This window comes from Mesorhizobium sp. WSM3873 (assembly GCF_001672445.1).
Taxonomy (GTDB): domain Bacteria; phylum Pseudomonadota; class Alphaproteobacteria; order Rhizobiales; family Rhizobiaceae; genus Mesorhizobium.
In genome coordinates this window covers 52,412-66,480 of record NZ_LYTM01000056.1, presented here as the reverse complement: position 1 = coordinate 66,480, position 14,069 = coordinate 52,412, and the positions used below count along the sequence as shown (strand labels likewise).

Here is a 14,069-nt window from a genome sequence, read left to right as displayed (position 1 = left end):
GCGGATGCAGGCTGGGGCACTGACCGACTATGCCATAAGGCTGTTCGAGCGCGGCTATATCTGCCTGCCGCTTCGTGCCGGCGGCAAGCATCTCGACCTCGCGGCCATGGAGTATGATCCGTTGCATCTGCGGACGTTGCGCAAGGACTTGAAGGAACTGGCGTTCACCTCCATCACCTTCCAACTGGCGCAGAAGCCGCCGGGCCGCAGCGACGTCGCACGCTGGTTTGGCGACTTTGCCGGCAATGTCGGCATATTGGGGGGATTTGCGAACCTGATGATCCTCGATTTCGATGACGACGCCGGCTATCGTGCCTGGCGGTCCAGTCACAAGGCAATTGCGAACGGCACACCAATAGCAAAATCGCCGAGCGGATTTCATGTCTATCTAAGAACGCGGGAACCGGTGGTCTCTTCCAGCCTCCATTTCGGCTTGCGCCGGGTGGGTCACGCGAAGGCGCTGGGCGGTTATGTCGTGGGCTGCCCGTCGGAGCTGAAGGACGGCTCCTCCTACAGCTGGATCGAAGGCCAGTCGCCATTCGACATGGAACCTCAGGTGGTGGGCAATCTTGACAGTCTTTCGCTGCGCCCGGTGTCGATGCTCAAGCATTGCTATGACCGGCTGCTCAAGCGTGGCTTCTTCGAACAGCAATGAGCGGCTCACCTGTGGCGGCTGACATCACCGTCGTTATCCCGGCAAGAAACGCGGCTGCAACCATCGAAGCGGCACTCGGCAGTCTGGCTTCCGACAGAGCGGTCATCCGCGAGATTCTCGTGATCGACGACGGGTCGAACGACCAGACAGCTGCGATGGCGAGGCAAAGCGCGCACCGTCACGGCTTGCCGCTGGACGTGGTGGGCGTTCGACTGGGCAAAGCGGGCGCCGCGCGCAATGTCGGACTCGAGCGGGCAAGCGGCACATCCATATTCTTTCTCGATGCCGACGACGAGGTGATGCCCGGCAGCCTGTCGCGGCTGAGCGCGGCGCTGGCAGGCCCGCCTCGCGCCGGCCTTGCCGTCGGGGCCAGCATACGGCGGACAAAAAGCCGGCCGGACAAGCTCAAGGCACCGCAAGGCTACGGCGCGGACCGGCGAGAGAATGTGCGGCGCTACCTTCGCAACGAAGTGTGGCCAATCGCGATGGGAAGCGCCCTGGTCGCCGACTGGGCGACCGCAAACCTCCGCTTTCCCGAAACGATCGGCCTCGATGAGGACACCTGCTACTGGACCGCCGTGCTGGCCCGTGCCGACGTGGTTACCGTCGAGACCCCGGTGCTGCTCTACCACCATGACGAGGAACGCATGGCGCGCCGCTTCATCACGGCACCGCGCAGGACCTTCCTTGCCATAGCGCTGGAACTGAACGGGCTGGCTGCCGCCGGCGTCGAACGGGAGGCGGTGCAGTGGCGCAAGGCCTGGATAGCTCAGCGGATCGCCCGACAGCTGATCAGGCACCGCAAGTTCGCCGATGCTGGCGGCATGATGCGCGCGGTCCGAGCGCATACGGAGCTGGGCCGCAGTTGGAAGGCGATGCGATATCTGGCCAGGATCCGAATCGGGCGACTGACCGAGACCGAGGCTAGGATGTCGCCAATGCCCAATTCAGCGACGTCGCGCCGCACGCTGATCATATGCCACGACCCGCCGTTTCCGCCGAGGTCCGGCGCCGATCTCCGGAATTTCGGCAACGCCACGGCGGCAGCCGCGTTCGGCCCGGTCTGCCTGGCCTCGCTCCTGCCGCCAAGCAGCGACGTCCAACCTGCCGGGCTGGACATTCGCGTGACTGAGCTCATGAACAAGTCCGAACCGCGAGCGCCTTCGCTCGCCCGCTGGAGGGCCAAGGGCGAGAGCCGGATACCGCTCCCGGCGCTGGCGCGGCTCAAGGCGCTCGTAGCGGATTTTCGCCCGGATACTATCGTCGTCGAAGGCGTTGGTCTGTTCAGATTTCTCGCTCCGTTGCGGCCGATGGTCCGGCAACTCGTTCTGGACATGCACAATGTCGAATCGGATCTCGCCGGTCAGTTGCCGCGCAAGAAGCGTTGGCGGCCGTTTTCCTCAGACCTCAGGGCGCTCGAGAGAAAGGCGGCAGCCATCGTCGACCGGATCTGGGTGTGCTCGCAACGGGACCGCCAGCGGCTGGAGGCGTTTGTCCGGCCGCAAGTCTCCGTCCACATCGTGCCAAACGGCATCCCGCGAGCGGACGAGCTGCCGCGGCTACTGCCGCTGCAGCGAGCCGTCTCGGATGCGTTTCCCCTTATCCTCTATGTTGGGCATCTGGGCTATCAGCCGAACGTCGACGCCGCCGAGCGGCTGGGGCACACCATCTTGCCCCGCATTCGCCAGACGCTGCCGACCGCGAAGCTCGTTCTTGCCGGCCGTTCGCCCGAGTCGCGCGTTCGCGCCCTGGCAGGACTGGATGGGGTCAGTCTGGTCGAGGATCCGGACGATATCAGACCTCTGTTGTCCGTTGCCCATCTCAGCATCGTCCCGCTCGCCATGGGCGGCGGCACGCGGATCAAGATCCTCGAAGCAATGGCCTGCGGGGTCCCGGTCATTGCAACGCCGCTGGCAGCCGAGGGTCTCGACCTGATTGAGGGCGACGAGGTGCTTCTGTCGGACACCGACGAGGGATTGGCCGACATGGCGGTCAGACTTTGTTCCGACGATGCGCGCATGGCCAGCCTTCGCGTCCGGGCCCATGACGCCGCATGGTCGCGGTTCGGGCCGCAAGCGATCCGCGAGGCCGTCGGTCAGGGCCTGGGCCTGGATGGCACCCGCGTCGACGCCGACTGTGACCAAGTTCAAGCCGTGAGCCGCGGATGATCCCGAGAATCCTGCACCAGACGTGGAAGACCGACATCGTCCCACCCCGTTTCCAAGGCTATGTCGACAGCTGGAAGCGGCATCATCCGGACTGGACGATGATGTTCTGGAACGATCGGACTTTGCTCGAGTTCGTGGCCGCACACTATCCCAGCTTCCTGCCGACATTTTGCAGCTACGAGTATGGTATCCTGCGCGCCGACGCGGGTCGCTATCTGCTTCTCCACCATTTCGGCGGCGTCTATGCCGATATCGATTGCGAATGCGTGGCGCCGTTCGATCCGCTCCTGTGCGAGGATCGGATCGTGTTCTGCACGGAGCCGGACGCCCACGCACGCGTGCAGGCGGACTTTCGCGGATTGCCTTACCTTCTGTTCAACGGGACTATGGCCAGCCCGCCGGGACACCCGTTCTGGCTTCATTTGCTGTCGTTCCTGCCCGGGCTCGTCCGCGCAAAACAGGCGATCGACGCCACCGGGCCGTGCGTGCTTACCTCCGCGCAACTCGGCTATCCTGACCAGACGGCGTTTGCGATCCATCCGGCCGAATTGTACTCGCCTCTCGATTCGTCGGGAAAGCGGGCGGGCAGCGGCGGCATGACGTTGTCGATCCACCACTGGGCGGGCACATGGTGGACGCCGGAGAGGCCCACCCGGTTGCGGCATAGGCTGCGCAAGTTGATCTACCAGGCCCGGAACCGCCTGACGCGCGGGACTGTTTCCGATGAGCAAGCCGCCCGGCAAAGCGTCAGCCAAGCGGCCATCGCGGCGCCGCCGCCATTAGGATCCAACCTCGCCGTGCTGGTGCCGCTGCGCGATGCGGCCCAACACATAGAGCCATTCCTCGCCGCGTTGCGGCAGCTCGACTTCCCAAAGGACAAGATGAAGCTCGTCTTTTGCGAAGGCGACAGTTCAGATGGCAGCTGGGAGCGGTTGCAAGGCGCCACTGCGGCCCTGGGCAAGGACTATCGCGAAGTCGTGCTGCTGCGGAAAAAACTCGGCACCGAGCTTGACCGCGACAAGCGAGCGAACCGGCAGCTGCAACGCGTCAGGCGCAGCGGCATCGCCAAGGTGCGTAACCATCTGATCGATCATGGGCTGAGAGACGAGGACGACTGGGCGCTGTGGATCGACATCGATGTCTGGCGTTTTCCAGCGGACGTCGTGACCCGGCTGATTGCAAGGGGGCACCGCATCGTCGCGCCGCACTGCGTGAAAGTCCCAGGCGGCGACAGCTTCGACCTCAACAGTTTCGTCACGGTGCGGCACAACAGAGATCATAACTACTTCCGCCATGTTCACGACGGTCTCTATCAGCCTCCGCGGCACACACATGCAAGGCTGCATATGAGCGACGTCCGCCACCTCGACAGCATCGGCCTGGATGGTGTCGGCGGCACCATGCTCTTGGTCGATGCCGCCTTGCATCGCGGCGGCCTTCGCTTTCCGGAGATCCCCTATCGCGACCTGATCGAGACCGAGGGTTTCGGCGCCCTGGCGAACGATCTCGGCATCAGGCCGATCGGACTGCCGCGGCTGGAGATACAGCACGTCCCCTGGTGAGGCCCCGCCTTTCCCAGTTTCCCTCCAGAAACAGCCGGCCGCGAAGGGCAGCGTCGCAGGTGCGCGCGGGCAGCGCCGCGCGCCACCATCAATCGTGCAACTCTCTCGCGATTGGCGGGCCAACGCTGAAGCCCGAGAACATCACCTCGAAGCCTTCGCGCTGCGGCGAGCAGCACATCATGCCGACGTCGACGCTCCGCGAGACCGGGAAATGGGCCAGCCGCACCGGTTTCCAGCGGCCGTCCGCGGCTTCGAGGTACTGAACGCGAATGGCTTCGGCGTGGCGGGTCAGACGGATCCGTACGCCGTCGGGGTCTGTCGGAATGCTGACCAGCGACCAGTCGGAGGTGTCGTTGGTGACGACAACGGAAAAATAGGCGAGGCCGTCCGTGTATTCGATGCCGGCCTTGATCCAGTGCGTTTCGCTGAGCCGCAGCATCAGCCCGGCCTGATCGTAGAGTACCTCGTAATTGCCCTTGACGCTGACCTCGGCGCTGAAGTCGCCCGCCGCGGGACGATAGAGGAAATGACCGTTGTCGCGGCGGAAGCCGTAGAAAGTCTCGCGCCAGAAGTCGGTCTCCTTGCCGGTGCGGACATGCAGCGTCCCGTCGCCGAACACATGGTGCGGCGGCGGGTTGAGCCAGGCCATTCCGGCAAAGTCAGAGGTCATGAAGCCTGCCCGTCAGCCGGCGAACGTATAGGCAGTCTTGACGGTAGTGTAGAACTCCATGGCGTAGCGGCCCTGCTCGCGCGGGCCGTAGCTCGAGCCCTTGCGGCCGCCGAACGGCACATGGAAGTCGACGCCCGCCGTCGGCAGGTTGACCATTACCATGCCGGCTTCGGAGTTGCGCTTGAAATGCGTCGCGTGCTTCAGGCTTGTCGTGCAGATGCCGGAGGTCAAGCCGAACGGCGTGTCGTTGGCCACAGTCAGCGCCTCATCATAATCCTTGACGCGGATGACATTGGCGACCGGGCCGAAGATTTCTTCGCGCGAGATGCGCATGGCATTGGTGGCGCCGGTAAACAGCGCCGGCCTGAGATAGAAGCCGGGAGTCTCGCGCTCCAGCCGCTCGCCGCCGAAGGCGAGCTCGGCGCCTTCCTGGCGGCCGATGGCGATATAGTCCTCATCCTGCTTGAGCTGGGTCTGGTCGACGACCGGGCCGATCTGGGTCTTGGCGTCCAGCGCGTCGCCGATGACCAGCTTGTCCAGGCGCTCCTTCATGGCGTCGACGAAGCGGTCGTGGATGCCTGCGGTGACGATGAGGCGCGAGGACGCGGTGCAACGCTGGCCGGTCGAGAAATAGGCGCCGTTGACGGCGCAATCGACCGCGACCGCAAGGTCCGCGTCGTCGAGCACGACGAGCGGGTTCTTGCCGCCCATCTCGAGCTGGAACTTGCGCATATGCTCCACACTTGCCGCCGCGACGCGTTTTCCCGTGCCGACCGAGCCGGTGAAGGAGATGGCGTTGACGTCCGGGCTGTCGAGCATGGCCTGGCCGACGACAGAGCCCTTGCCCATGACGAGGTTGAGCACGCCCTTCGGCAGCCCGGCACGATGCAGGATGTCGACGATGGTCCAGGCGCTTTCGGGAACCAGTTCCGCCGGCTTGAAGACGATGGTGTTGCCGTAGGCCAGCGCCGGCGCAATCTTCCAGGCGGGAATGGCGATCGGGAAGTTCCACGGCGTGATGATGCCGACGACGCCCACGCCTTCGCGAGTCATCTCGACGCCGACGCCGGGCCTGACGCTCGGCACCATCTCACCCGACAGCCGCAGCGTCTCGCCGGCGAAGAAGTCGAAGATCTGCGCGGCGCGGATAGTTTCGCCGACGCCTTCGGCCAGGGTCTTGCCTTCTTCGCGAGCGAGAGACCGGCCGATCTCGTCCTTGCGCGCCATGATCTCGTCGGAAGTCTTCTTCAGCACGGCATGGCGCGCCAGCGGGCCGGAGCGCGACCAGGCCGGGAAGGCCGCCTTGGCGGCCGCGATGGCCTGCTTGGCCTCCTCCGGCCCGGCCGAGGCGTATTCGCCGACCACATCGTTGGTGTTCGACGGGTTGATGTTGCGCGAGCCGGCCTCGCCCAGCCACTCGCCGTCGATCAGGTTCTTGCGGAGCACGGTCATCTTCATTCCTTCGAGATTGGCAAGTGTGTTCGAGATTGGCTGGCGTGGCAAAGCGCCGATCATTTGTCAGACAAATGATATAGCCATGGTCGGCGCAAACGTCTACCCGAGAGCTTTCGATAAAGGTAGGCGCGCGGCGGTGGAAGTCCACCGGCTTCGTCCTTCACGACAAAGGCCTGACGGCCTCCTTCAGAGAGAGAACGACCAGAACAGGCAGGCGAGCGTTGCCGCGGCGAAGATGACGAAGAACAGGCTTCTGAGCAGGATGTTGCGGCGAAGCTCATTCATGGCGAGATGCGCGCCGACGATCGCCGGGACGAACAGGAAGCGCCAGTTGAGAATTGTCCAAGGCACCTCGCGCTGGCCGAGCGCCCATCGGGCGAGAAGCGAACCGACAATGGCGGCGAACAGCACGATCGTCGCCCAGAAGATCGCGTCGGCGGCATGCGTAAGCACAACCCCGGCGGCGCGGATGGGCAGGATCATCATCAACAGCGCGCTGAAGAAATAAATGGCGGCGATGGCAAGGAACGAACCCGCGTCGGCAATGCCGTCGAGACGCTTAACGCCGAAGGCGCCCTGGGGGTAGCCGTGCCTGGCGACCGCCAGCGACAGCGCCATCAGCAAGGCGCTCAGAACCGTGACCAATGCGAATGTGCCGAGAGCCTTGCTCATGCCGTTCCCTGTCGAGACGAATCACGGGAGTCTAGCAGAGCGCGGCCGCAGAAAACCGCAATTCACCTCGCGGCAGTATCGAAGCGTCAGGGCTTCTGCGAGGCCGAGACGAGTTCGGCCTTGCGCCGGGCCGTCTCCCGGCCGACGTCGATGAAGCGGCGCGCATGGCGGGCCAATTCCATGTTGTCGGTCCACAGATTCGCCAGATCGCCGTCTTCTTCGACAGGTTCTCGCCGACGATCTCGGAGGAGAAGGATTCGCGTCGAGCACGACATCCCAGGCAGGGGTCGGTGCAGGCGTGGCGACCGGGCTGGTCTTGTCCGGGATATTGGCCGACTATCAGGTGACCTGACCGGACTGTTCCAAGAGCCTGGCGCGTGGCCCGATTACACTCTGGACGCCTTCCGCCGGCGCTGACCTATCCGATGCGAGCGCCGCTTGCCGGATCGAACAGATGCAGCGCCGCTGGGTCGGCGGCGAGCCGGATCGCGTCGCCCGGTTTGACATTGCTGCGGCCCATGACGAAGACGCAGATCTGCTGGTTGGCCAGCCTGACATAGAATTGCGTCGACAGGCCGAGCGGCTCGACGACCTCGACCTGACCTTTCAGCGGGCCGTCGTCGGCCAGCCGGATGTGTTCCGGCCGCAGCCCGACGGTCAGCGCATCGCCATCCTTCAGCGGCAATCCGTCCGGCAGCCTCAGCTTCTGGCCGTCGGCCAGCATGGCATCGACCTTGCCGCCCTTGGCGACCTTTGCCGGCAAAAAATTCATGCCGGGCGAGCCGATGAACCCGGCGACGAAAGTGTTGGCGGGACGATCGTAGAGCTCCAGCGGATGACCGACCTGCTGCACATAGCCGTCATGCATGACGACGATGCGGTCGGCCATGGTCATCGCCTCGACCTGGTCGTGCGTGACATAGACCGAGGTCGTCTTCAGCTGCTGGTGCAGCGCCTTGATCTCGGCGCGCATGTGTACGCGCAGCTTGGCGTCGAGGTTCGACAGCGGCTCGTCGAACAGGAAGACTTTGGGATCGCGCACGATGGCGCGGCCCATGGCGACGCGCTGGCGCTGACCGCCGGAAAGCTGGCGCGGCAGGCGGCCGAGAAACGTCTCCAGACCGAGGCGCTTGGCGGCGGCGCCCACCCTGCCGTCGATCGTCTTCTTCTCGGCCTTCTTCAGCATCAGGCTGAAGCCCATGTTCGAGGAGACGTCCATATGCGGGTAGAGCGCATAGGACTGAAACACCATGGCGATGTCGCGGTCCTTCGGCGCCACATCGTTGACCAGCCGCTCGCCGATGCGGATCTCGCCGCCGGTGACCTCCTCCAGGCCGGCGATCATGCGCAGCAGCGTTGACTTGCCACAGCCGGACGGGCCGACCAGCACGACGAACTCGCCGTCGGCGATCTCGAGATCGACGCCGTGCAGGATGCGCAGCGCGCCATAGTCCTTCTCGACATGTTGGAGGGTGACGGAAGCCATCGATTATCCTTTGACAGCGCCGGCGGTAAGGCCGGTGACGAGATAGCGTTGCAGGAAGGCGAAGAAGATGCAGACCGGGATCAGCGCCAGGATGGAGGCCGCCATCATCTGTCCCCAGTCGACGGCGAACTTGCCGATGAAGGTGAGCAGGCCGACGGCAAAGGTCTTCTGCTCGTCGCTGGAGATCAGCATCAGCGCGAACAGCAATTCGCTCCAAGCGGCGGTGAAGACGAAGCCGAGCGTCGCCCCCATGCCGGGCAAGGTGAGCGGCACGATCACCCGGCGCATGGCCTGGGCGCGCGTGCAGCCGTCGATCATCGCCGCCTCTTCCAAGTCCTTTGGAATGCTGTCGAAGAAGGACTGCATGAGGAAGGTGGCGAAGGCGGTGTTGAAGGCGGTGTAGATGATGATCAGCCCGGTCAGGCTGTTGGTCAGGCCGAGATCGCCCATGATGCGGTAGATCGGCGGGATGACCATGACCAGCGGGAAAGTCTGGGTCAGCAGAAGCAGGATCGCTAAAGTCGCCTTGCCGCGGAAGGTAAAGCGCGACATCGCATAGCCGGCAAGCGTGGCGATGACCGTGACCAGTGCCGCCGTCGACACCGAGACGATGACGCTGTTCAGGAAGTAGCGCGGGAAGTCGGAAGCCTCCAGCACGGTGTCGAAGTTCTTGAGCGTCGTTTCCGATGGCCAGAAGGTTATGCCTTCGGAATAGAGCAGCCGCTCCGGCGTCACAGAGATCTTTAGCGTCCAGAAGATCGGGAACAGCGCGAAGACGACATAGGCGGCGATCGCGGCGTAGAGGCCGATGCCGCCGGCGATGCGCGAAGAGGTGGAACGGCCGGCGATCATCAGACATGCCTCACAAGTGTGCGGCGGATGGCTATCAGGCCAACCGCATAGGCAATGAGCAGCACCAGCAGCAGCACCGCGACTGCGGACGCATAGCCTTTGTCCAGCGACTTGAAGGCGCTGACATAGATGTAGACCGGCACCGTGCTGGTCGAGCCTGCCGGTCCGCCCTCGGTCATGACGAAGATCAAGTCGGCGAAGGTCGCGATCCAGATGGTGCGCAGCATGACGGTGATGACGATGGTCGGCGCCAGGAACGGCAGCGTCACCTTGGTGAAGCGCTGCCAGGGCGAGGCGCCGTCGATGGCTGCCGCCTCATGCAGTTCCGACGGGATCGACTTCAACGCCGCAAGCAGCGTGATGGCGAAGAAGGGAATGCCGAACCAAATGTTGGCGACGATCGGCCCCCACATGGCTGTCGCCGGATCGGAAAGCATGTTGGTCGGCTCGGCCTTCAGGCCGAGCGCGAAAAGCCAGTGCGGCAGCGGGCCGATGATCGGGTTGAACAGCCAGGCCCAGGTAAGGCCGGAAAGAAAGGACGGCACCGCCCAGGGCAGGAACACCACGGCCTGCACGACCTTGCGGCCATAAAAGGGCTTGTCGAGCAGCAGCGCCAGACCAAGCCCGAGGAAGAACTGGAAGAACAGGCTGGCGGCAGTCCACCAAAGCGTGTTGACCAGCGCCTGGCCGAGCACCGCGTCCGAGAGCATCGCCTGGTACTGGCCGAGCCCGACATATTCCGATTTGAAGGCGGAGAATTTGCGGAAGGAATAGCTGATGCCGATGATCAGCGGCACCAGGAGCACGACGACCAGCAGGACGATAGCCGGCGAAAGATAAAGCCAGGGCTCGATCGCGGCCTTGCTCAGCCGCTTCTTGCGCGGCCGGCCGGTCGATCGGATTTCGGACACTGCGTAGGTCATCGATTTGGCTCTACGGGTGATGGTGAGGCCAGCGTGGCGACAGCGTCCTTCTCCCCATTCACGGGGAGAAGACGCCGGTTCACCCTCCGTAGCTGCAGCGCAGCTGCTGCGGAGGAAGGCAGGCAGATGAGGAGCGGAGCCGACTTTCAGGATTCGGCGCTGCCCCTCATCCGTCACTTGTCCGTGAATGTCGTTCTCCCAAAACCGCTTCGCACTTTTGGGCGACAATTCATCGGGTGACACCTTCTCCCCGCAAGCGGGGAGAAGGAAGAAAGGTCACTTCTTGTTCTTGGCCAGCCAGGCCTGCTGCTCCTTGGTCAGGAACGCCGCCCACTCGTCGGCCACCTGCTTGGCCGGCTTCTGGCCAAGCAGCACTTCCTGGAAGTTCTTGATCGCCACCTGGTCGACGAAGTTGCCGAGGTTTTCCAGATGCGTCGGCGGCGTCACCATTTCATATTTCGAGCTGTCGTTGAGCTCGGTGAACCAGCCCTTGAACTGCTCGGTCTTGAAGTGGGCGTCCTGATCGGCGCCGTTGTGGATCGGGACGACGCCGACTTCCTTGGCCCATTCCAGATTGTCCTTGGGCGACAGCAGCGTCGCCATCAGCTTCCAGGCTTCGTCCTTGTGCTGCGAATTGGCGAACATCGCCCAGCCGGCATAGCCCAGCGTCGGATAGGATTTGCCGCTCGGGCCGACCGGCAGCGGCGCGACCGCAAAGTCGTCGGCGCTCATCTTGTCGGCGATGCCGAGCAGCGCGTCCGGATCCTGGTTGAGCATGGCGCAGGTGCCGGAATAGAAGCCGGTCACCGTCTCGTTGAAGCCCCAGCTCACGGAATCTTTCGGCGCCAGGCCGTTCTTGTACATGTCGGCCAGCATCTGCAGCCCCTTGACCGAGCCCTCGTCATTGATGGTCGAGGTGCCGTCCTCGGTGAAGTAGCCCCCCTTGCCGGCGGCGATGTTCATGAACATGTGCATGCCGTTGAAGGCGCCGGGCCCGCCGCGCAGGCAGTAGCCATATTTGCCGGGGATGGCGGAGATCTTCTTGGAGAACTCGACGAACTCGTCGAGGTTTTCCGGCGGACGGTCAAGACCCGCTTCCTTGAACAGCTTCTTGTTCCAGAACAGCGCGTTCACATAGTAGCCGTAAGGGATCATGAACTGCGTGTTGTTGACTGTCGAGCCGAACTGCTTGGCGCGGTCGCCGAGCGTCTTGGCGTCGTCCCATTTGGCCATGTAGGGGCCGAGATCCTCGAGCTGCCCGTTGTTGGCATAGAGGCCCATCCAGCGCTCCGGCATCTCGACCACGTCGGGCGTGTCGCCGGCCTGAACCATGGTGAGAAACTTCTCGAACGCCTGACCCCAAGGCAGCGAGACGAGCTCGACCTTGATGCCGGGATTGGCCTGCTCGAATTCGGCGATCTGCTTCTTCAGGAATTCGGTGCGCGGCGGGCTGGTGATGACCTCGACCATCTTGATGGTGGTGTCGGCCAGCGCGGCCCCGGCGGAAATCGCGAGGCCGGCAGCGGCGGCAAGCAGGATTGTCAGTCTTTTCATGTTCGGAACTCCCATTTTGAACACCTTATTTTTTTGCCTTGTCGAAGGCCTGGGCGATGTCGGCCCAGAGGTCCTCGACGTTCTCCAATCCGACATTGAAGCGGATGGTTCGGGGGCTGACGCCGAAGCGCGCCATCGAATTCAGACCCGGCGTCTGCTCGAGCGAGGCCTTGGCCGGCACGACCAGGCTTTCATGGCCGCCCCAGCTGACGCCGATGCGGAACAGCTTCAGCGCATCGACGAAAGCCGGAATGTCGACATCTTCCGCGACCTCGAAAGAGAACAGCCCGGCATAGCCGGCAAGCGTCTTCTTGCCGGGATGATTGGAGTAGGCGGGATGGTTGACCCGCTCGACCTTGCCATGCGCCTTCAGCCGCTCGGCGAGCGTGAGACCGCTCTTCATATGATGCGGCAACCGCAGCGGCAGCGTGCGCAGGCCGCGCAGCAGAAGCCAGCCCTCGAAAGGCGACAGCTTGCCGCCAAGCGACGAATAGGTCTGCTCGTTGATGTGCTTGATATGCGCGGCCGAGCCCGCCACCACGCCAGCGACGGTGTCGCTGTGGCCGCCGAGATATTTCGAGGCCGAGTGCAGCACCAGATCGACACCATGCGAAATCGGCTTCTGGAAGACGGGCGTCGCCCAGGAATTGTCGATGGTGGTGACGATGCCCTCACTTTTCGCCAGCCGGGTCAGGTGCTCAATGTCCTGCAGCTCGAACATCATCGAGGTCGGGCTTTCGAGGTAGAGCAGCTTGGCGCCCGGAAGCGCCGCCGCCACCGCATCGGGGTCCGAGCCGTCGACATAGTCGACCTTGATTTGCAAGCGCGGGAACAGGCGCTCGAACAGGCGGTACGCGTCGCCATAGCAGTTGCGTACGGCAACGATCCGTTCGCCGGCGCCGACGAAGGCGAGCACGGTGGCGCTGATCGCCGCCATGCCGCTGGAAAAGCCCCGCGCGGCTTCCGCACCTTCCAAGGCCGCGACGCGCGCCTCGAATTCCATCACCGTCGGGTTGTCGCCGCGCGAATAGATCGGCTGCCTTCTCCTGCCGGCAAAGGTGTCGGCCATTTCGGCGTAATTGTCGAAGGTGAAGAGCGATGTCTGGTAGATCGGCGGCACCACAGCGCCGCCGGGGAACGGATCGTCATGCGCGAGAAGCGTCGCCGCCTCGCCGAGGTAGTCGCTGGCCAAAGAAGCCGGGTCGAACCCTGTGGGATGCTCGTTCATTTGCGATCCAAAAGCTTGAGGTTGGCGGCGCCGCGCTTCAAGTCGTTTTCGACGGTAGCGATGAGCTTCAGCGCTTCGGCCCGGGCTCCCTCCGGGTCGTGCGCGGCGATGCGGTCGAAGATGGTGCGGTGATAGGGAAAGCTGGCATGGCCGAAATCGCGCACGCCGAGCGGATGTTCCCAGAAGCGGTGGAACAGCTCGTGCATGGCGCTGATGATCTGCTCGAACAGCGGATTGCCGGAGGCGCGGTAGACCGACTGGTGGAACTCCCAGTCCTCCTCCGACGACATGCCGGCGCGGCTGTGGAAGGCTTCTTCCATGATGTCGAGCTTGCGCTCGATCTCGGCGACCTCAGCCTTGTCGGCGCGGACGGCGCAAAGAGCGGCGGCCTCGGCCTCCAGCGCGCGGCGGATCTCCAGCGTGCGCATCAGGCCGGCGAAGTCGTTGCCGCCGGCAAGGGTCAGCGGCATGTGCAGCATGTCGGGCGAGACCGCCGCCTTGAGGTAAGTGCCGCTGCCCTGGCGCCGCTCGACGAGGCCCAGCCCCTCCCAGCGGGTGAGTGCCTCGCGAACCGTGTTGCGGCTGACCTTAAGGCGCTCGGCCAAGATGCGCTCGGTCGGCAGTTTTTCACCGGGACCCAACGCCTCTTGCCGCACGAAGCCGGCCAACGCCTTCAGGACCGCATCATCGCGGGCCGTCGTCTGGATCGGCGGGAGAGGGTCGGTCACGCTGGTGAATCCGAAAGTGGTTCAATGGTCCAACCAATTTCTGCATGAACGAAGAGGTGAGTCAACCACGCATGGTGCGATTCGGCGATTTTCGGTCGATAGCCGACAGTGCGCGA

The 14,069-nt window shown here is 63.9% G+C and carries 12 protein-coding genes and 1 pseudogene; 3 read left to right on the top strand and 10 right to left on the bottom strand.

Going from position 1 to position 14,069, the window contains the following annotated elements; all coding sequences use genetic code 11:
- The first annotated feature begins 4 nt into the window (after positions 1–4).
- Genes A9K71_RS27670 through A9K71_RS27660 form a run of 3 tightly spaced genes read left to right on the top strand, consistent with a single transcriptional unit; the run spans position 5 to position 4,385 of the window.
- Positions 5–655: a bifunctional DNA primase/polymerase gene (locus A9K71_RS27670; protein ID WP_082980743.1), complete on the top strand. Its 651-nt coding sequence runs from the start codon at positions 5–7 to the stop codon at positions 653–655.
- Positions 652–2,823, top strand: coding sequence for a glycosyltransferase (locus tag A9K71_RS30970; RefSeq protein WP_082980742.1), 2,172 nt, complete (start codon positions 652–654; stop codon positions 2,821–2,823). The genes A9K71_RS27670 and A9K71_RS30970 overlap by 4 nt, the downstream gene beginning before the upstream one ends.
- Positions 2,820–4,385 carry a glycosyltransferase gene (locus tag A9K71_RS27660; protein ID WP_067003422.1) on the top strand — a complete coding sequence of 522 codons (1,566 nt, stop codon included), beginning with the start codon at positions 2,820–2,822 and terminating at the stop codon, positions 4,383–4,385. Before A9K71_RS30970 ends, A9K71_RS27660 begins: the two co-directional genes overlap by 4 nt.
- An 88-nt stretch (positions 4,386–4,473) precedes the next feature.
- Here A9K71_RS27660 and A9K71_RS27655 read toward each other — a convergent pair whose 3' ends face one another.
- From A9K71_RS27655 to A9K71_RS27615, 10 genes and pseudogenes are all read right to left on the bottom strand, one after another.
- Positions 4,474–5,055, bottom strand: coding sequence for a DUF1349 domain-containing protein (locus tag A9K71_RS27655; RefSeq protein ID WP_067003421.1), 582 nt, complete (start codon positions 5,053–5,055; stop codon positions 4,474–4,476).
- 12 nt (positions 5,056–5,067) lie between these two features.
- A complete protein-coding gene (locus A9K71_RS27650; protein ID WP_067003719.1) occupies positions 5,068–6,507 on the bottom strand; it encodes an aldehyde dehydrogenase family protein in 1,440 nt (479 codons plus the stop codon).
- A gap of 189 nt (positions 6,508–6,696) precedes the next feature.
- Complete coding sequence (locus A9K71_RS27645; protein WP_067003420.1) at positions 6,697–7,182, bottom strand: hypothetical protein; 486 nt, start codon at positions 7,180–7,182, stop codon at positions 6,697–6,699.
- 86 nt (positions 7,183–7,268) lie between these two features.
- Positions 7,269–7,441: pseudogene (locus A9K71_RS30965) on the bottom strand (sugar phosphate isomerase/epimerase); the annotation flags it as partial.
- A 159-nt stretch (positions 7,442–7,600) separates the two neighbouring features.
- Entirely contained in the window at positions 7,601–8,668 is a 1,068-nt protein-coding gene (gene ugpC / locus A9K71_RS27640; protein ID WP_067003418.1) for a sn-glycerol-3-phosphate ABC transporter ATP-binding protein UgpC, read from the bottom strand.
- Positions 8,669–8,671: 3 nt separating this feature from the next.
- Positions 8,672–9,520: a carbohydrate ABC transporter permease gene (locus A9K71_RS27635; RefSeq protein WP_067003416.1), complete on the bottom strand. Its 849-nt coding sequence runs from the start codon at positions 9,518–9,520 to the stop codon at positions 8,672–8,674.
- A complete protein-coding gene (locus A9K71_RS27630; protein WP_067003414.1) occupies positions 9,520–10,443 on the bottom strand; it encodes a sugar ABC transporter permease in 924 nt (307 codons plus the stop codon). Before A9K71_RS27630 ends, A9K71_RS27635 begins: the two co-directional genes overlap by 1 nt.
- A 276-nt stretch (positions 10,444–10,719) precedes the next feature.
- On the bottom strand, positions 10,720–11,997 hold the full coding sequence (locus A9K71_RS27625) for a sugar ABC transporter substrate-binding protein (RefSeq protein WP_067003717.1): 1,278 nt from the start codon (positions 11,995–11,997) through the stop codon (positions 10,720–10,722).
- 25 nt (positions 11,998–12,022) lie between these two features.
- Positions 12,023–13,225: a PLP-dependent transferase gene (locus A9K71_RS27620; RefSeq protein WP_067003412.1), complete on the bottom strand. Its 1,203-nt coding sequence runs from the start codon at positions 13,223–13,225 to the stop codon at positions 12,023–12,025.
- The gene (locus A9K71_RS27615) at positions 13,222–13,953 is read right to left on the bottom strand and encodes a FadR/GntR family transcriptional regulator (protein ID WP_067003410.1); all 732 of its coding nucleotides are present in this window, start codon (positions 13,951–13,953) and stop codon (positions 13,222–13,224) included. The genes A9K71_RS27620 and A9K71_RS27615 overlap by 4 nt, the downstream gene beginning before the upstream one ends.
- Positions 13,954–14,069 lie beyond the last annotated feature (116 nt).

Bases quoted from the DNA above. Each gene is read 5' to 3' on its own strand.
- A9K71_RS27670 (WP_082980743.1), top strand. From the start codon at position 5: ATGCAGGCTGGGGCACTGACCGACTATGCCATAAGGCTGTTCGAGCGC.
- A9K71_RS30970 (WP_082980742.1), top strand. From the start codon at position 652: ATGAGCGGCTCACCTGTGGCGGCTGACATCACCGTCGTTATCCCGGCA.
- A9K71_RS27660 (WP_067003422.1), top strand. From the start codon at position 2,820: ATGATCCCGAGAATCCTGCACCAGACGTGGAAGACCGACATCGTCCCA.
- A9K71_RS27655 (WP_067003421.1), bottom strand. From the start codon at position 5,055: ATGACCTCTGACTTTGCCGGAATGGCCTGGCTCAACCCGCCGCCGCAC.
- A9K71_RS27650 (WP_067003719.1), bottom strand. From the start codon at position 6,507: ATGACCGTGCTCCGCAAGAACCTGATCGACGGCGAGTGGCTGGGCGAG.
- A9K71_RS27645 (WP_067003420.1), bottom strand. From the start codon at position 7,182: ATGAGCAAGGCTCTCGGCACATTCGCATTGGTCACGGTTCTGAGCGCC.
- ugpC (WP_067003418.1), bottom strand. From the start codon at position 8,668: ATGGCTTCCGTCACCCTCCAACATGTCGAGAAGGACTATGGCGCGCTG.
- A9K71_RS27635 (WP_067003416.1), bottom strand. From the start codon at position 9,520: ATGATCGCCGGCCGTTCCACCTCTTCGCGCATCGCCGGCGGCATCGGC.
- A9K71_RS27630 (WP_067003414.1), bottom strand. From the start codon at position 10,443: ATGACCTACGCAGTGTCCGAAATCCGATCGACCGGCCGGCCGCGCAAG.
- A9K71_RS27625 (WP_067003717.1), bottom strand. From the start codon at position 11,997: ATGAAAAGACTGACAATCCTGCTTGCCGCCGCTGCCGGCCTCGCGATT.
- A9K71_RS27620 (WP_067003412.1), bottom strand. From the start codon at position 13,225: ATGAACGAGCATCCCACAGGGTTCGACCCGGCTTCTTTGGCCAGCGAC.